Here is an 18,074-nt window from a genome sequence, read left to right as displayed (position 1 = left end):
AGGTGTAGAATAACAAACTTTTTTAATAAAATTACTTGAGAAATAAGATACTAATTGTTGTAAGTGAATTTCCACCTGGTCCGGGTGGTATTGGTAATCATGCCTATAGTTTATCGAAATCTTTGGTTGATTCCGGGTATTCGGTAGATGTATTAACAGAGGCAGATTATGTGTCGAAGGAAGACATAACAGCATTTGATGATACAATGCCTGAATTCTTAAAGGTATTCCGAATTGACAGACAAGGTTACATGACATACCTTAACAGGATACGTCGCTTGATAAAATTAGTTAAGGCAGGTGATTATCAGGCAATGATTGTATCAGGCAAATTTTCGCTGTGGTTAGGAGCAATAATCCGTTTGTTTGGATATCAAATTCCAACAATTGCAGTATTACATGGTTCAGAGGTTCAGATAAGCAGCTATATTCCTTATAAAATTGCAAGCCTGTCCATTGCACAGGCCGATGTGCTTATTCCTGTCTCAGAATTCACCTATTCTCTGCTGAATAAAAGTTTGCAAAGCAAGAGGTACAGGATTATTCCAAATGGGATTGATCTGGATGAATTTAATCAGTTGAAAGAAGCGTCAAATGGAACCTTGAAGTGGATTGGCGAACCCTGCTTGCTCACCGTTGGCAATGTTACCCCACGTAAAGGCCAGCATAGGGTCATAAAGGCTCTTCCTGTCATTCTTGAGAAATATCCGAACGCCCATTATCATATAGTTGGCTTGCCATCGCACAAAGAGGAGTTTGAGACTTTAGCCAGAGAACTTGGTGTTGATAGCCATGTCACTTTTCATGGTAGACTTCCCGGGAGAGCTGATTTAGCTTTAGCCTACAGAAGGGCAGACTGTTTTATGATTTTAAGTGAAAATCAGGATGATGGAGATGTTGAGGGGTTTGGAATTGTGATTCTGGAGGCCAATTATTTTGCATTGCCAGCCATTGGAGCCGAAGGTTGTGGCATTGCCGATGCCATCAATGAAGGTTTTAATGGTCATTTGGTTGATGGTAATCAGCCGGAGTTGATTTCTATAGCTTTATCGAAGGTTTTGGAAGAGCCTCAAAAATATGAGAAAGGGTCCGTAGAATGGGCTCAGCAACATGATTGGAAGAAAATAGTAAACAGCTACATTGAAGTGATTAATCAGTTAAAGGCTCAGGATATATAGGTATGAAGTTGGTAATTATATCACATACGGAGCATTATATTAATGATGTTGGGCGAATTGTTGGTTGGGGATCAACAGTAAATGAGATTAATCATTTACTGGATGTGTTTGAAGAAGTTATTCATTGTGCTCCATTTTATAAAAATATCATAGCTCCGGATAGCTCGATGGCCTATCAAAATGAAGATCGTATCAGATATATCCCATTAAAGCCATATGGTGGAGATAGATGGTTTAAGAAGTTTAGCGTCCTTACCACTGCCCCTTATAATCTTTTAAAGGTGTGGCTTACATTAAAGAAGGCAGATGTATTTCAATTCAGGGCTCCTACTGGTATGGGCTTATATATGATTCCTTTTTTAAGGTTGTGCGCAGGTAAAAAAGGGTGGTTTAAGTATGCGGGTAACTGGAAACAACCAAATGCACCATTAGGCTATCGTGTTCAGAAATATTTCCTGACTCATTTTTCGAAGCATAAAGTAACAATCAATGGGGCTTGGCATGATCAGCCATCGCACTGTTTATCATTCGAGAATCCGTGTTTGGAAGAAGCGGACATAAAAGCCGGGCAAGAAGCCTTGAAGACCAAATCATTCGATGAAAAGCTGGATTTTATATTTGTTGGAAGACTGGAGATGGCAAAAGGTGTTGGAAGAATTCTTGAAGCATTCGGATCGATTGAATCTGATAGAATTGGTGTAGTTCATATGATTGGAGATGGTGAGGAAAGAACTAAATTTGAATCAGAAGCTGATAAATTACCATATGACTTTAATTTTTATGGATTTATGTCGCGGGATAAAATTTTTGAGTTGTTACAAAAGGCACATGTCTTTCTACTACCATCCGATTCAGAAGGATTTCCTAAAGTGTTGGCAGAAGCTATTAATTTTGGATGTCTTCCAATTGTCTCAAAAATTTCGTGTTTACCCGATTACGTAAAAAACGAAGAAAGTGGTTTCTTGGTTGACCTAAAAGTAGCGAATGCACTTTCAGGATCAATTAACAAAGTTCTGTCATTAAATGGAAACGAATTATTAAGAATAGCCAGTTTAGCGCAATCCCAGAGTGATCGCTTTACTTTTCATTATTATAATCAACGAATTATCAACGAAGCTGTAAAATAAGAATATTAAATTGAGAGGGAATAAGTTAAGTAGAGATAATAGAAATGTCTTATATCTTTTAGTGAGCCATATAATATTTGGTATAGCCATGGTTTACTTTCCAATGCTATTGGCAGTCTGGTATTGGTGTTTTATTGCATATACTTTTTACCAGGTACTTTTTCGTCGTCAGACCTTTTATTTAGTATTGTTGATAATATATGGTCTCGGTATTGAGGTTATTGGTAGAATGGTAGATTTATATCCGTTTGTGCCTTGGGAGTTATGTAAGTATATAACGGGGCCCTTAGTTTTGGTGGGACTGGTTCTGGAAGGTTTCCGAAAAAGTCAGCCGTTTACAGGTGTTCTAATTATTTTACTTTGTCTCCCTGCTATACTACTGAGTGATAGGGAGTTTGAGAGAATTGTCTTCTCCATGTTTGGTATGCTGAGCACCGGGTTTTTGATAATCTACTTTATGAACCGGATACTGACTTTTAGTCAATTTCTTCAAAGCCTGCGTTTTCTATTATATCCTTTAATCAGCGTACTGATTTATATTACTCTTGATACGCCTTCGTTTTCGGATATCGAATTTCAGTTAGGTGCTAATTTTGATACGACCGGAGGATTTGGATCCAACCAGGTTTCCACAATATTGGGAATAGGAGCTGGTATTATTGCCATGGTATTTTTTAGTGGTAAACGATTATTTGTTTTTCAATGGATAGACATCTTCTTTATTATTTATTTTTTGTTCAGAGGTTTGCTTAGTTTTTCCAGAGGAGGTGTACTGTCTGCCATGTTGGCCTTTGTAGTCTTCTTTCTATTGGTTTCAAGGGCCAAAGAAGTCAAAGAATATGGATTGCGAATACGGAAGATATCCTTAAAGAACCTAGGTTTATTTATTATTGGTGTCACCATCGTCTTTTTTATTGGTGATTATGTGACAAGAGGAGCCTTGTTATTGCGTTATCAGGGAGAAACCTCAGGTTCGTTAAGCGGAGATAAAGAGGTCACCTTAAATACCTTAACAACCGGTCGATTTGAAATAATGGTGTCGGATATTGAAATGTGGTTGGATCATCCCATCTGGGGTGTTGGTGGTGGTGTTTCGGCATCGTATAGAGTCCATTATGGAGTTCATGAAATAGCGGCTCATACCGAATATTCAAGAGTATTAGCAGAACAAGGATTATGGGGGCTGGTTCTGCTGATTGTCATAAATTTTTATATTCCTTGGCGGATCCTTGTAAAACATAATAGAGTTGAAAGTGCCTTTTTACTGGCATTTTTTACCATCGCAGTTTTAACTACTTTCCATGCAGGTATGAGAACTTTTACAACACCACTTTTGATGGGCATGTCGGTTATTAGAATAAAACCGGATCAAATCTGATATTATGAGCAGTAATAAAAGAGTACTTTATATTGGAAATGTTCTCTCGAAGCATGGTTTTTCTGTTACAACCATTGAAACTCTTGGGCCTCAGTTAGAATCTTTGGGATACAAGTTGACCTATTCGTCTGACAAAAAACAGATGCATTGGCGCTTGTTAAGTATGATGTGGGCGGTAGTGCGTAATCGAAAACAAGTATCTAAAGTATTGATTGATACCTATAGCAATAATGCTTTCTGGTATGCCTATTTTGTGGCCTTAGTTTGCAGGTCGGTTAAACTGTCATACATGCCAATACTTCACGGAGGACGATTGCCAATTTGGATTAAAGAACACCTCTGGGCGTCCAAACAGTTATTTGCCAATAGTTTCATTAATATATCTCCATCACATTATAATATGCAAGCTTTTGAGGCCGAAGGGTTTAAAACTTGCTTTATACCAAACAATATTTGTATAGCCGATTATCCATTTACAGAACGCAAGACATGCGTACCAAAGCTTTTATATGTTCGCAGTTTCGATCAGATTTACAATCCTATAATGGCTATCAAAGTTCTGGCCGGACTTCTAGATAAGTATCCTGAAGTTCAGCTTTGTATGGTAGGGCCTGATAAGGATGGGAGTCAAAAAACGTGTGAAGAATTAGCCAAAAAATTAAATGTACATAATGCGCTAAAAATAACCGGACGCTTAAGTAAACAGGAATGGCATAGTTTGTCGCAAGAATATTCAATATTTATAAACACCACAAATATTGATAATCTGCCGGTTAGCGTTATTGAGGCAATGGCATTGGGGCTGCCTGTTGTGTCGACAAATGCTGGAGGATTACCATTTTTAATAGCTGATAAAAGCGATGGAATATTGGTAGAAAAGAATCAACCTCAACAAATGGTTGATGCAATCATTGATATTATAGAATCAGATACTTTAGCCCATAGTATGTCATTAAATGCCAGAAGGAAGGCTGAATCTTTTGACTGGGAAGAAGTGAAAGTACAATGGATGAATATTTTGGATAGCTAATGGATTTTTTTACAGTCTTAAAATTATCGGGATACCCTGTTTCAGAAGCGATTAAGAGGTATCAGGAAATACTGAATGCACAGTCTGAAGGCTATCAGAATAAACAAAAGTGGCAGATTTTTAATGATCAGATTAGAATAAATCCATTTTACAGGGATTTTGTTGGAGTGGATATTCAAGGTAACTGGGAAAGGATACCAATCATACAGAAAAGCCATTTGATGGGAGCTTATCAGGATAAGATTAGCCCTGAAATAATTAGAAATGGGCTGTATGTAAGTAGAACCTCTGGATCAACCGGTACGCCCATGTTATTTGCCCGTCAAAACCATTTTCATGTCATGGTTTGGTTAGCTGCAAATCGTCTTTACAGTCAGTTTGGGTTTGATGTTAATAGTTATCAGGCCCGTTTTTATGGCATACCTTTAAGTGGTTTCAACTTTTATCGTGAAAAGTTGAAAGACTTGATGGCTAAACGCTATCGTTTTGTGGTGTATGATTTAGGTGATAAGGTACTGAAGAAATGGGTGGACGTATTCAATAGAAAGCGATTTGAAGTAATTTATGGTTATACTAATTCAATACTTCAGTTTAGTAATTATTTAAAGGAAAAAGGACTGGTTTTATCTACTTTTTGCCCCAGTTTAAAGGCATGCGTCGTCACTTCTGAAATGTGTTCAGGTGAAGAACAAGCACAACTACATGCCACATTTGGTGTACCTGTTTATAACGAATACGGAGCCTCCGAGGTCTGTGTCATCGGTTTTCGCGACAAAAATGTATGGAAGGTGGCTGATGAGATGGTCTATCTTGAAGTAGTTGACGACAATGGAGCAGTCTTGCAGGACGGGGAAGCCGGACGCCTATTGGTTACCCTGTTGCATAATAATGCGACTCCGATTATCAGGTACGAAATAGGCGACCTGGCCACTATTAAGAGAGAGGGGGAGCATACAATCATTACCTCCTTGCAAGGACGAATGAATGATACAGGTCTTTTACCATCAGGTAAGCGTGTGCCTGGCTTGACGTTTTATTATGCAGTTCATGAGGCTATTGGTAAAGATATACGAATAAAGGAACATCAAGTTGTACAAAAGGATACCCTTTCTTTTCAAGTCAATGTATGTTTAAATGGTGACTTGTCCTCAAATCAGATAAAAGCCATTAAGTCAGCATTTAATCTTTACCTTGAAGAGGGGTTGAAAATAGAAGTGAAGCAAGTTAAGTCTATTGAAAGAACTGCCAAGGGTAAGTTTAAGCATTTTATTTCCGAAATTTAGGATGAAAAGTAAATATTTTGTTTCAGTCATAATGCCTATCAGAAACGAGGCTGAAGGAATTGAACATACATTAAAAACTTTACTAGAACAGGACTATCCTCAGAATAGGATGGAAATTATAATTGCTGATGGGCAATCTGACGATGGCACTATTGAAATTGTTAAAGCTTTTGCCAGTCAGTATCCATTAATTAAATTAATTAACAACGAGCAACGAATAGTCCCAACCGGATTAAATAAGGCTATTAATATTAGTAATGGGGAAGTTATTATTCGTGTGGATGCCCATTCTGTCTACCCTCAAAACTATATTTCGCGATTAGTGGAAGCCTTGGACGAATATCAGGCAGATAATGTTGGCTGTGTGATAGAAACGATCCCATACAATAATACATCATTATCAAAAGCCATAGCCATTGCACTGTCATCACCCTTTGGGGTGGGAAATTCCTCGTTTCGTGTGGGTGTTGAGAAGCCTGTTGAAGTGGATACCGTACCTTTTGGTTGCTTTCGGCGCGATGTGTTTGATCAGGTGGGATTATTTGATGAAGACCTCGTTCGTAATCAGGATGATGAGTTTAATGCCCGCATGCGAAAGAATGGAAAAAAGATCCTTCTGATTCCGGATCTCAAATGTCAGTACACCGCTCGAAAAAACCTTAAGCAATTACGACGCATGCTTTTTCAGTATGGTTTGTTTAAACCTTTGGTCAATTATAAGTTAAAGGAGGTGTCAACACTTCGTCAACTGGTGCCTTTGTTACTAATCATTTATACCGTATTAGGATTTGTTTTGAGTTTTATACATCCTCTTATAGCTGTGCTATATACAATAGGTTTAATGTTTTATCTGATTGCATTGTTAATGGTTAGCTTGGTGCAGGCTTTAAAGCATTCAAAAATTCTTAGTATGTGGTTTTATTTGTTTTTAAGCTATCCTTCAATGCATTATTCATATGGCTGGGGGTACATAGTTGGATTAAGGAAGTTACTTACAGGCTGTAAGAAAAGTGTTGAGTTTACCATTAGCAGATAAAACATGAAGCGAATTTTTGATTTATTGAGTGCCTTAACAGGTCTGTTACTGACATTTCCCATTCTACTAGTGATTTCCCTGATTATAGTGCTGAGTGATGGTTGGCCCATTTTTTTCAAACAACAACGGGTTGGTAAGGGGAATAAACTTTTTATGCTTTATAAGTTCAGGTCAATGACAGTTTTAAAATCTGCTGAAAAAGGTTCTTTTGATGCCGGTAATTCCTCACGGGTTACTTCAATCGGTCGAATTCTGCGAAAAACAAAACTGGATGAACTACCACAATTAATAAATGTACTGAAAGGAGATATGTCAGTTGTGGGGCCACGTCCTGAGGTTGAAAAATGGACACAAGTTTATCCTGAGCGTTGGGCGAAAATTTTATCAGTGCGCCCGGGTATTACAGATAATGCTTCCATTAAATTCAGAGATGAAGAAGCTATATTAAATCAGGCAGTTGATCCAATTGCGTGTTATAGGAACGAGATATTGCCGGTTAAATTAGGTATTTATGAAGAGTATGTCGATTCAAGAAGTTTTTGGGGAGATGTGAAAATTGTGATTTCGACCATTCTGGCCGTGGTTAAATAAGAGTTGAGTGATGTTCCATTTTCCTTACAGTGACCGCAAAAAAAACGTCAAGCCTGCAATGTTGGTGAGGGTTAAGGTATTGATTAGCAATAGGGGATGGTTATTTCTTTTTGGTTATACGAATTTAAAACCAGGTAGAGTGTATTACACCTAACCGTTTAGATAATTACAGCAGTTTTTATTTTAGTCTAATAAGTACATTGATAGCATTTTGATTTTAATACATTGGCATTTATGAAAGTACCGTTTGCAAAAGTCTCGTGTAATGGCAACGAGCTAAAATACATAAGTGAAGTTTTAGAAAGTGGCTGGTTAACAACCGCGGGAAAAACTTTACAATTTGAGCAATTAATAGCTGATAAAGTAGGCGCAAAATATGCCTGTGCGGTTAACAGTTGTACTGCAGCTCTGCATCTGGGCTTAGAAGCTTTGGGTGTAAAGGAAGGGGACAAAGTATTTGTGCCTGATATGACATTTACAGCAAGTGCTGAGGTGGTTAGGTATTTGGGTGCCGATCCTGTCTTTTTGGATGTGGAATATGGCACAGCCTTGCTTACACCTGAGATTCTTAAAGAAGCTATTGCAAACAATCCTGAAATAAAATACCTGATATTGGTTCATTTTGGTGGACATCCGGCTGAAATGACAAATGATGAAGGAGAAGGGATTATAGATATTTGTAAAAAGAATGGAATAAAGATACTGGAGGATGCTGCGCATGCTTTTCCAACCAGATATAAAGGTAAAATGATTGGTAGTTTTGGCGATATTACCTGCTTCAGTTTTTACGCCAATAAAACTATTACAACAGGTGAAGGTGGTATGTTGGTGACGGATAATGAAGACTTGTATAAACGTGTAAAAACGATGCGTTTGCACGGAATTAACCGAGATGTTTGGGATAGATTTACTTCCAACAAGCCATCGTGGGAGTATGATGTGGTAGCGCCTGGATTTAAATATAATATGCCTGACTTAAATGCGGCCATTGGTTTGGCTCAGTTGGAAAAAGCGGAAGAATTTCGTGAATCAAGACTTCAGGCTGTGAAGTATTATTATAACCATTTAAGTGATGTTGAAGGTCTTGATCTGCCAATTTCTAAAGTTCCATTTGAAGATCATTCCTGGCATTTATTTCCAGTTGTACTTAATGAATCATCCTCAATTGGAAGAAACGAATTAATTGAAGCGTTGGCTGCTGATGGCATTGGAACTTCGGTACATTATAAACCGCTACATCATATGACTTACTATAAAGAGAAGTATCAACTAGATGCTGAGGATTATCCGGTGGCAGAAAAGATATGGAAAGGAACTATAACTTTACCACTTTTTCCAGATATGACTAAAGAGGATGTTTCATATGTGACGAAAAAACTAAAGAATTATGTTTATGGAAATATTTCGTTGTAAGGAGATTGTAAAAATATTCTATGATAAAATGTTATGATTAATTTTCATGGTGTGTGCTATAAAATAGAATACAAATTAAAAGATTACCTCATTTTATATGATTTACGAGATTATTAAAACACCTGATCAGTTTATAAGTCTAAGAGAAGATTGGAAACAATTACTTGAAAAATGTGAGGAAATAGGTATTTACCAAACTTTTGAGTTTATATACCAATGGTATTGTTCTGTTGAACCGGAAAGTGAACCTAGAATTATAACTGTATCTCATAATACTAAAATAGTTGGCATTGCTCCGCTTTGTATTCAAAATAAAAAGAGGTATAAATTATTGAAATATAGAGAATTGATGTTTTTGGGATGGGGTGATTATAAATCATTTTTGTATGATCAGTCATTACCCAATATCTCAGCTATTTTTAAAACCTTTTTTCAGGCCATTGAAGCCATGTCGGATGAATGGGATAAGCTGGTACTAAAAAACCTGAGACAGGATAGCTATCTGACCTATTTTCTAAAAAAAACGCCTTATCATGCAAACTTAAGATCATATAATGAGGCACCCTTTATCACGAAAAGGAATTATCAAACGTTTGATGATTACCTGCAAGTTTTTAAGGATAAACGAATAATTGCCAATGAAAAGAGGTTATTGAAAAGTGATCCTTTTATTTTTGTTTGGTTGGAAGATGTAAATTCAATTGAATTAAATGAAGTAATGGATTTACATATTGCTGAAAGAAATCAGCTTAATGCTAAAGAAGATGATGAGGTACGAACGAGTCCTTTTGTGAACAGCAGGAGAAAGCAATTTCATTTGAATTTGCTCAGCCAATCAGAACGTTTAAGCATCGCTGCTTTACGTCGCAAATCAGATCAAAAGATAATAGCCTATGAATTATTATATACGTATAAAGGTATTCTTTATTGCTGGAATATTGGTTACGATCCTGGCTATGCAAATTATGGAGTTCTTCGGATTTTAAATAAACATGTTGTTCGCTATTTTATTGAATCTGGTCAATTTGAAAAGTATGATTATGGCTCCGGTGCTTATCGTTGGAAATATCAAAATACCAATGAATTTTGCCTGCTTTATCGTCTTGAGAAATTCAGTCGGGCAACAAAATTAGACCTTATAAAGTCTAAAGTCGGTTTAGGTGCTAAAGATAGTTAGTATTTAGTTGCTGATATAATATAATTCATAAGTGTTAAATACCTAAAGCCGATTATTTTTCAAAGTTGACGGGTTAATATTATCAAATAGATACTTTTTCACATTATACATGTATGTGTTTTTAAGTTTATATTCTTATCTCATTAATAAATGTCCTTTATAAGTATTGAGTTTGTTCTCTTTTTTATTCCTGTTTTAATTATATTTCTTGTATTAAAGGGTGTTTGGCAGAAGCGTTTTCTGGCTTTTGCTAGTGTAGTGTTTATCGGTTTAATATCCATCAAATTTATGGTGTATGCTTTATTAATCAGCACTATAAATTTTGGCTTAGCTCAGAGGATTGAAAGAAATCGCAAAGGAGAAAAAGTAACAACAGTCTATTATGCAGGACAAATTTTAAACATTGGTGGACTGATCATATACAAGTACTTGGGATTTATTTTTGATAATGTTAATCTTATCTTCAAATTTAATGTGCCGGATGATTTCTTCACTTTGGCTGTACCTCTTGGTATATCTTACTATACATTTCAAAGTATCAGTTACCTTTATTTAGTCTGGAAAGCCGGCGATAAATCTGAAAAGGTCTTTTCAGAATTTATTCTTTACATGCTGTTTTTTCCAAAGTTTCTGGCTGGTCCAATTGAGCGTCATCGAAAGTTCTTACCACAGCTCAAGACTAATAATCTGAGTAAGGGGCGAGAGGTTAAAGAAGGATTGCGTCTGATTTTGTGGGGGGCATTCAAAAAGGTAATGCTTGGTGATACATTAGGTATTGTAATCAATAAGGTTTACGCTGATGTAGAAGGCTTTTCAGCATTACCATTATGGTTGACGTTTTTGATACAACCCATGCAGATATATGGTGATTTCTCAGGCTATACCGATATGGCAATTGGGTTGGCTAAGCTGCTTGGTATTCAGTTGTCTCCCAACTTCAACAGACCGTTTTTTGCCAAGTCAGTTGGGCAATATTGGAAAAGATGGCATATCTCATTATCCTCATGGTGTAACGATTTTATATATAATAGGCTGATGTTAAAGTATCGTCGAAGAGGCAATGTAGCTATTCTGTATGCTCTTTTTGTCACTTTTATGATAATAGGTATCTGGCATGGCGCCAAATGGACGTTTGTTATAATTGGTTTTCTTCAAGTACTGGCATTAACCTACGAGTTTTATTCTAAAAAATGGCGAATGCACTTGTTTAACCGGATACCAACGGAGGTAGGAAATATTGTGAGTTATGCTTTGGTCTACCTATTCTCAGCATTCTTTCACATCTTTTTTTATTCCAATAATTTAAGTGATGCTTTAGCATTTATTTCAGGACTATTTAATTTTAGTCAGATTAGCTTATCCTGGGGATTAAACATTCCACACTTTGATTTTGCATTGGCTTTATTAACCATTGTTTTCGTTTTAAGCTATGAGTACCTGACCGAGAAGGGTAAAGATGTAAGTGCTTGGTTTTTTAGATGGCCGGTAGCATTGCGATGGAGTGTTTATTATTTAAGCATATTTGTGACATTTCATTTTGCTAAAAATGCCTTGTTTTTTATTTATGCAGATTTCTAAACTCAAGTCTTAATTGGTTTATAGTACTTTGGAAACCATAATAATATGGCTCTTTTATTTGTTGTGATACAACTATTAAATCAATCGTTTTCAGGTACGTACTTTACAATTTTCATTTTTACACAATTTACTTAATAGCTGACTGTTAAATAATGAAAAACATAAACAAACGACTCATTTATTTTACCTGTATACTACTCGTATTATTAATGGGATCCTTCTATATAAATGCATATTACTACAAGATTAAAGCTTACAACATACCAACATCAACCAAAACCTTAATTACAGGAAGTTCATTGGTGGCCAATGGTGTCGACCCTCAATATATTCCAAATTCTGTAAATATAGCTTTGGCAGCAGAGCCCTTGTGTTTAAGCTACTTTAAGCTAAAGGATATATTAAACCGTGAACATGAAGGTTTAAATACAGTTGTTGTTTCTTATTCTTTACCTGATATTAGTTACGATTGGGATAATGTTTTTATCCAGAGTAAAAAAGTCAGCGGCGAAATGCTAAAACGTATCTTTAGTCTTGAAAACGGACCGGGACCTTTGGAATTAGGGTCAATATTTCCTTTGGATTGGTTTATAGCTTCCGAGACTTATTTACGGTATCGGGTGTTTCCAAATCTAAGTGATTGGAGTGTTTACTGGTCAAAGAATAAGCATCCGGGATATATTGGATCTTATCTTCCGGCTGATAGCTATTTTAGGAAAGATACGGTAGTCTATGAAAAATTTCTTCGAAACCATTTTCCATTGCCTGCTATTACTTATCAGCCGGTAGTCGGAAAAATGAATAGTTATATAGATTCTATTCAAAATTTAATTAATGATCATCAATTGAGTTTAGTTACGTTAGGTTTTCCAATTGTAGATACATTTAATCTAGCTATTCCAGAGCTATATAAGAGCGCATTCGACAATCAGTTGAATAAGTTGAATGCGCAAAATTCAGGTCAATGGCAGCATTTTCAATTTGAAATTCGAGATAGATCATTATTTAGCGATTATTTACATTTAAATAAGGAAGGGGCAATACAATTTTCTGAACGATTGTCCAAAGTGATTTATAATGATTTTGAATAAATGAAACAGAAAACGGAATGAGTTAAATTCACAATTAATTATATGTCAAAAATAAAGGTACATCTTATTTGGGATTTTGATGCGGCAATAGGTCAGGTTAATGCAACTTATCCTTATCGATTTAGTTTTCAACCCATTCGTGATGAATTGAAGAATGTTCAATATATATTGGATAAAGCTGATGAATTTAATTTTCGTTTTAGCTTTGCTGTTACAGGATTTTCAGCAGAATCAACCGTTTATCCATTTGAAATTAAAGATATAATCAAAGATATCTACTCTAAAGGGCACGAAATAGCTTCACATTCATGGCGACATGAGTGGATGCCTATTATGATGCCACAACAAATCATTAAATCCATTCAACGAAGTAAGTTTATTCTCGAAGATTGTATTGGTGTTCCTGGGGTAGTTGTTGGTTTTGTTCCACCGCATAACCGACCAATGACATGGGTTCAGAAAGGAGCCTATAGTTTGGGTGACAGAGGGCTGTATCCCTTTTTTAAAGGAGGTAACATTGACTACCTTGTTTCTGTACTTAAGGATAGTGGTTACAGTTGGGGGCGTTTTGTGTATACAAAACCTGTCGAACGTGTATTTAAGCAGGATGTGTATACCTCTTTAAAGCGGGGTGTTGAGTCTGTTCGGGGCTTTAGTATTGTACCCTTGCATTATAATGGATTTGATGCTAAGGCAATTAAGGTTATCGAGCAAGGTGTTCAATTAAAGAAAGATGTTTTTATTTGCGGTCATCCTTCAGGTCTCTCAAGAAATGGGGAAGAGGCGATTCGTCATTTCGATACATTTGTAGAGTTTTTATCTGCTAAAAGTGATTTAATTGATGTCGTCCCGGTAAATAGTCGATATAGTTAGGAGTGCAATGTCTCAAAGTGCTGAATTATGTATTTCGCGCAATTACGTTAACCGGTGTATAGTAGGCACCATTTACTTTTTTAATTATGGAAGAAGTTAAAATAGTTCAATACTCACCAAGCTGGGAGAAGGAACATATTGAATTTGCCCGGCAATATTGGACAAAGAAAAGAAGGTTCAGCCCAGAGTATATTTATTGGAAATTCAGAGGACAGCCGGAACAAGAGTTGCAAGGATTTATACTGGCTATTCACAATGATAAGGTAGTTGGTCAAATTGGAATGATTCCATGTAATATTAGTATCAGAGGTAAAGTGATTGAAGCCCAGTGGATTTGTGATTTAATGGTCGACAAGGCCATGCGAGGTAGTAATGTTGCGCAACTACTTTATAACCATGTGGAGTCAAATGGAAGAATCATTTTGGGGAGCGACCCATCTCCGGCAGCACGTAAGTCGTTAAATAAGAATGGGTATTGTTTTGTGACCGGTCCGCATGTTTTCTTATTCCCAATCTCGATTGGAGGCACTTTATCCATCAAACAAGATTTTTTTAAGGCTTTTAAATTTATTATAAATCCCGTTTACTATTGGTTAGGTATAAAAAGAAGGAGTAGTGTTAAAGCATTTATGAATGTTAGCTCTAGTGAGGAGATAGCCAATCATTTATTAGTAAAAATGAATGCTTTGAACCAAGATAATTTTGTGATTCATGATTCGGAATTTGTTTCCTGGCGATGCGGCTCTTTTGGGACTTATTATCAGGGGATACAGTTCTATAAGAGTCAGTCGAATCGGTCGTTTATCATGTTCTATGAAGCATCATCTTGTTTATATGTGGTTGATTTATTTTATGAAACACTAAAAGAATTGGAAGAAATTGTTTATTTCGCAGCATATAAGGCTAGAAGTAAAAAGCTGGATTATTTAAAGTTAATGGTCAATACCGAAAAGGAATTTAAAGATTTAAAAAAATACTTTGTTATTCGCATGGGTACGCGGACAGAAATTGTAATGAAGCAAGACCAAGTGAGTAACTTTGAATCATTAAATTACTTTTACTACACCTTAATGGATTCGGATGAGAATATTTAAATTCAATAATTTAAGTAACTTATAATTTATTAAGTGCGCCTGTTTTTTTAGTGGAAGTTTGTTTTATCTATATTGGTATCAAGGTTTTATACTTAAAGAGGAGTCGAAAAAGTAATTCGGATCACTTTGTAATTTAAAAATATTTTAAAAAAAGTGACGAATGAATAAAATTAATTGATAATGTAACCGTTTTTGAATACTAGCGTATTTATCTTCAAATTAGGACGGTATTTATGAGAAGATTTGGATTATTAGTATTAGGGCTTATTTATCTCACATTAAGTCATAGAGTATTAGGACAGGAGTCATGGTTTGTAGCAGTGGAAGGGAAATCTTCGGGAACCGGTAAAATTAATGACCCAATAGACTTAGTTTCAGCATTGGCTTCAGGATCAACTCCAATGAAAGCAGGTGATACCCTGTTTATACGTGGTGGAGTATATGAAGGTGTCAATTTTGGTGTGGAGTTTAATGGAACGGAGCAAAAAGTTTGCGTTGTAAAGCCATATAATAATGAAAAAGTTATAATCAAAGGAGTTCCATCAGATGAAAAATCTGGACTTGCTGTTTTTAGAAATAATGGGAAGTTTGTTCATGTTTATGACTTAATTATCACTTGTGCACCACAAGTTAGAATTAGTAGAGAGCAAGCCTCCTCACCTACCGATATACCAACTATAGCTGGAACAGTAATTACTGATGAAGGAGGAAAGATGATAAATTGTATCATACACAATGCATCCTCAACGGCACTAAATTCTCCAACTACAGCTGTAAATGCCGAATATTATGGTAATATTGCTTTTAACAATGGTTGGCAAGAGATATCTAATGAAGGAACACGATACTTTGGTCATGGACATAGTTTGTATTTTCAGAATGCATCGGGCAGTAGAAAACTAATTGAAAGCAATATTCTATTCAAAACATATGGTTATGGTGTACAGTTCTATAGTGCTGGAGGGTCGGCTACTGAAGGAAGTGACATTTTAGAGAATATCATTTTTATGAGTGGAACTTTAACAAATGAAGATGGCATTAATGGAAAATATAATTTTCTGATTGATTCAGATCGTGAAACAGTTTTGGAAAATAACCATTCATATCATAAAGATGTAGGTACTCATTTTTTTGTGGGTTACAATTCTGACGGTATTTCGGTTGAAATTAATGGGAATTATTTAATGAACGGAAACAAAGGGATGTTTTATAACCGTTTTCAAAATATTAAAGCCCGAAATAATACTGTTGTAATGCCCAATAGAATGACCACAGGTTATGGTTATTCTATTGCAGCCCTTAATGATCCTGTATCTTTACCTACTGGTAACTACGATATTGATTATAGTACGTATTACTCTGATGGAGCACACTTTGAAGGAATTGGTGATTTCTCAAAGTGGCAGGAGCTTAAAAAAGTTGATAATAATGGAATATACACAAGTGTAACTGATTTTAAATCAGTGCCTAATAAGGTAAAGGTAATTCCTAATAGATACGAAGCTAAAAGAGCACATATTGTTATCTATAACCATCAATTGTTATCAACGGTAGCAGTCGATGTGTCGAATATTTTATCTAACGGTGACCCTTACTGGTTATATGATGTTGAAGATATGCGTCAGCCTATTCAGCAGGGCACTTATACCGGAGGTTCTCTTCAGATTGCAACCAATCAATCAACAGTATTTCCAGTAATTGGTACAGAAGTTTATACTGAGGCAGCTCACTCAGGTGATGATTTTGGAGCCTTTTTATTGATTGGTCGTGAAGTAAATGTACCCGTAGATGGTATGTGTAATATAAGTATTGACTCGGTTGAGCCCGAATCTTGTTATGAAGAATTACGGGTTAATTATACATTGGAAGGAGAATGTAACGAAGATGTAAGAGCAGTTATTCTGAATGAAGAAAACATGGAGGTAATTTCGGTTGGTAATTACCAAAGTGGAGCTGCTATTAATGTGCCACAGTTATGTTTGGAATGTGAAGAAGGTAATTACCAGGTGAGGTTGGAGTCAGATGGAGCTCAGGCTTCAGAATCTTTCGTGTATAAGCCCCTTTCAATCAGGGATTGTGATCCTGTACCAACAACCGATAAATTTGCTGTACACTATTATTCGCCAGTAGAGGATGAAATAAAGTTGCAGTTAAAAACAAAGGCGGATGGACAAGTTGTTATGGATTCTTTGCTACAGGCTAAAAAAGAAGAGAATACAGACAGTATAGATATAAGAGGATTGGAAGTTGGGCTTTATGAGCTTATTTTACAATACGGTGAAAGAATTACAAGCGATACCATTGAAAAGATTGAAGCACCTTTGGAATTGGAAATTATCAATTGTACTCCAGAAGAGACCTATAATTTTTATGAGTTAACCTACGTGTCACCTCAAAAGGTAGAAGTTGAGTTAAGCATTGTGAATGAACAAGGGAGTGATACTTTGTATACAGAGGTCTTAAGAGGGGCAATAGGAGAAACAATTACTTATGAAGGAAATTTAACTGGTTTTGATCCAAATCAATATCGTTTAATTCTTACAGATAGAATTACATCCGATGAGTGCCTAGTTAGTAAATTACGTCCACTGGAAATAATAGAGTTCACTCCTGAAGAAACAGAAGATATTGTTGGCATAACTTATTATAGTCCAAGTGTAGGAAATGTTGATATAATAGTTAAGGATGCTGATGGATTAGTGGAAGGAACATTTACTGATGCATCGGTTATAGGTGAAGAAAATAGAGTAGATATTAGTTTAGGAAGTTATGATGAAGGAATTTATACGGTTGTATTTCAGGAAAAAGATACAGAGGACTCCTGTAAGGTTATAAAGCTTAAAACTGAACCTATACGTATATTGGCTTATTCGCCAAATCCAACAGAAGATATAGTCTCTATCTCCTATTATTGTCCAAAAGTAACGAATGTGGATATAGTTATAAAAAATGCAAATGGTATTATTCTGGATGAATATACCGAAGCCGCCGTTGAAGGAGATGCCAATCGTATAGATGTTAGTTTGGGTAGTTATGAAGCAGGTAATTATGCTATTATATTAAGTGAAGAAAATAGTAGTGATAGCTGTATTGTAATGAAGAATGATAGACTTCCAATAAGTATATTGGATTATTCACCTAATCCGACAGAAGATATAGTAGCAATTACCTATTATAGTCCAATTGTAACAGAGGTTAGTATAACAGTAGCAAATGCAAATGGAG

The 18,074-nt window shown here is 35.9% G+C and carries 14 protein-coding genes; all 14 read left to right on the top strand.

Annotation, left to right across the window (positions count from 1 at the left end; genetic code table 11):
* Positions 1-35: 35 nt before the first annotated feature.
* On the top strand, positions 36-1,178 hold the full coding sequence (locus KEM10_RS12335; protein ID WP_212216316.1) for a glycosyltransferase family 4 protein: 1,143 nt from the start codon (positions 36-38) through the stop codon (positions 1,176-1,178).
* Positions 1,179-1,180: 2 nt separating this feature from the next.
* Entirely contained in the window at positions 1,181-2,305 is a 1,125-nt protein-coding gene (locus KEM10_RS12330; RefSeq protein WP_212216315.1) for a glycosyltransferase, read from the top strand.
* A 61-nt stretch (positions 2,306-2,366) separates the two neighbouring features.
* Positions 2,367-3,683: an O-antigen ligase family protein gene (locus KEM10_RS24755; RefSeq protein WP_212216314.1), complete on the top strand. Its 1,317-nt coding sequence runs from the start codon at positions 2,367-2,369 to the stop codon at positions 3,681-3,683.
* Positions 3,684-3,687: 4 nt separating this feature from the next.
* Entirely contained in the window at positions 3,688-4,713 is a 1,026-nt protein-coding gene (locus KEM10_RS12320; protein ID WP_244825805.1) for a glycosyltransferase family 4 protein, read from the top strand.
* Positions 4,713-5,996 (top strand): phenylacetate--CoA ligase family protein, encoded by a 1,284-nt coding sequence (locus KEM10_RS12315; protein WP_212216313.1) that lies wholly within the window; start codon positions 4,713-4,715, stop codon positions 5,994-5,996. Before KEM10_RS12320 ends, KEM10_RS12315 begins: the two co-directional genes overlap by 1 nt.
* Before the next feature lies 1 nt (position 5,997).
* On the top strand, positions 5,998-7,032 hold the full coding sequence (locus KEM10_RS12310; RefSeq protein WP_212216312.1) for a glycosyltransferase family 2 protein: 1,035 nt from the start codon (positions 5,998-6,000) through the stop codon (positions 7,030-7,032).
* Between the two features lie 3 nt (positions 7,033-7,035).
* Positions 7,036-7,623 carry a sugar transferase gene (locus KEM10_RS12305; RefSeq protein WP_212216311.1) on the top strand — a complete coding sequence of 196 codons (588 nt, stop codon included), beginning with the start codon at positions 7,036-7,038 and terminating at the stop codon, positions 7,621-7,623.
* Positions 7,624-7,857: 234 nt separating this feature from the next.
* On the top strand, positions 7,858-9,036 hold the full coding sequence (locus tag KEM10_RS12300; RefSeq protein WP_212216310.1) for a DegT/DnrJ/EryC1/StrS family aminotransferase: 1,179 nt from the start codon (positions 7,858-7,860) through the stop codon (positions 9,034-9,036).
* A 97-nt stretch (positions 9,037-9,133) separates the two neighbouring features.
* Positions 9,134-10,213: a GNAT family N-acetyltransferase gene (locus KEM10_RS12295; RefSeq protein ID WP_212216309.1), complete on the top strand. Its 1,080-nt coding sequence runs from the start codon at positions 9,134-9,136 to the stop codon at positions 10,211-10,213.
* 150 nt (positions 10,214-10,363) lie between these two features.
* Positions 10,364-11,791 (top strand): MBOAT family O-acyltransferase, encoded by a 1,428-nt coding sequence (locus KEM10_RS12290; protein ID WP_212216308.1) that lies wholly within the window; start codon positions 10,364-10,366, stop codon positions 11,789-11,791.
* Positions 11,792-11,943: 152 nt separating this feature from the next.
* A complete protein-coding gene (locus tag KEM10_RS12285; protein ID WP_212216307.1) occupies positions 11,944-12,882 on the top strand; it encodes a hypothetical protein in 939 nt (312 codons plus the stop codon).
* A 42-nt stretch (positions 12,883-12,924) separates the two neighbouring features.
* On the top strand, positions 12,925-13,755 hold the full coding sequence (locus KEM10_RS12280; protein WP_212216306.1) for a polysaccharide deacetylase family protein: 831 nt from the start codon (positions 12,925-12,927) through the stop codon (positions 13,753-13,755).
* Positions 13,756-13,841: 86 nt separating this feature from the next.
* Positions 13,842-14,849, top strand: a complete 1,008-nt coding sequence (locus tag KEM10_RS12275; protein WP_212216305.1) for a GNAT family N-acetyltransferase — start codon at positions 13,842-13,844, stop codon at positions 14,847-14,849.
* A 233-nt stretch (positions 14,850-15,082) separates the two neighbouring features.
* A partial coding sequence (locus tag KEM10_RS12270) for a hypothetical protein (protein WP_212216304.1) occupies positions 15,083-18,074 on the top strand: 2,992 nt, incomplete at its 3' end.

The sequence above is a fragment of the Carboxylicivirga linearis genome, from assembly GCF_018271995.1.
Taxonomy (GTDB): domain Bacteria; phylum Bacteroidota; class Bacteroidia; order Bacteroidales; family Marinilabiliaceae; genus Carboxylicivirga; species Carboxylicivirga linearis.
The sequence above is the reverse complement of the archived record's forward strand: the minus strand, read 5'-3'. Positions and strand labels throughout refer to the sequence as shown.

Bases quoted from the DNA above. Each gene is read 5' to 3' on its own strand.
- KEM10_RS12285 (WP_212216307.1), top strand. From the start codon at position 11,944: ATGAAAAACATAAACAAACGACTCATTTATTTTACCTGTATACTACTC.
- KEM10_RS12315 (WP_212216313.1), top strand. From the start codon at position 4,713: ATGGATTTTTTTACAGTCTTAAAATTATCGGGATACCCTGTTTCAGAA.
- KEM10_RS12275 (WP_212216305.1), top strand. From the start codon at position 13,842: ATGGAAGAAGTTAAAATAGTTCAATACTCACCAAGCTGGGAGAAGGAA.
- KEM10_RS12320 (WP_244825805.1), top strand. From the start codon at position 3,688: ATGAGCAGTAATAAAAGAGTACTTTATATTGGAAATGTTCTCTCGAAG.
- KEM10_RS12305 (WP_212216311.1), top strand. From the start codon at position 7,036: ATGAAGCGAATTTTTGATTTATTGAGTGCCTTAACAGGTCTGTTACTG.
- KEM10_RS12290 (WP_212216308.1), top strand. From the start codon at position 10,364: ATGTCCTTTATAAGTATTGAGTTTGTTCTCTTTTTTATTCCTGTTTTA.
- KEM10_RS12310 (WP_212216312.1), top strand. From the start codon at position 5,998: ATGAAAAGTAAATATTTTGTTTCAGTCATAATGCCTATCAGAAACGAG.
- KEM10_RS12300 (WP_212216310.1), top strand. From the start codon at position 7,858: ATGAAAGTACCGTTTGCAAAAGTCTCGTGTAATGGCAACGAGCTAAAA.
- KEM10_RS12280 (WP_212216306.1), top strand. From the start codon at position 12,925: ATGTCAAAAATAAAGGTACATCTTATTTGGGATTTTGATGCGGCAATA.
- KEM10_RS12330 (WP_212216315.1), top strand. From the start codon at position 1,181: ATGAAGTTGGTAATTATATCACATACGGAGCATTATATTAATGATGTT.
- KEM10_RS12295 (WP_212216309.1), top strand. From the start codon at position 9,134: ATGATTTACGAGATTATTAAAACACCTGATCAGTTTATAAGTCTAAGA.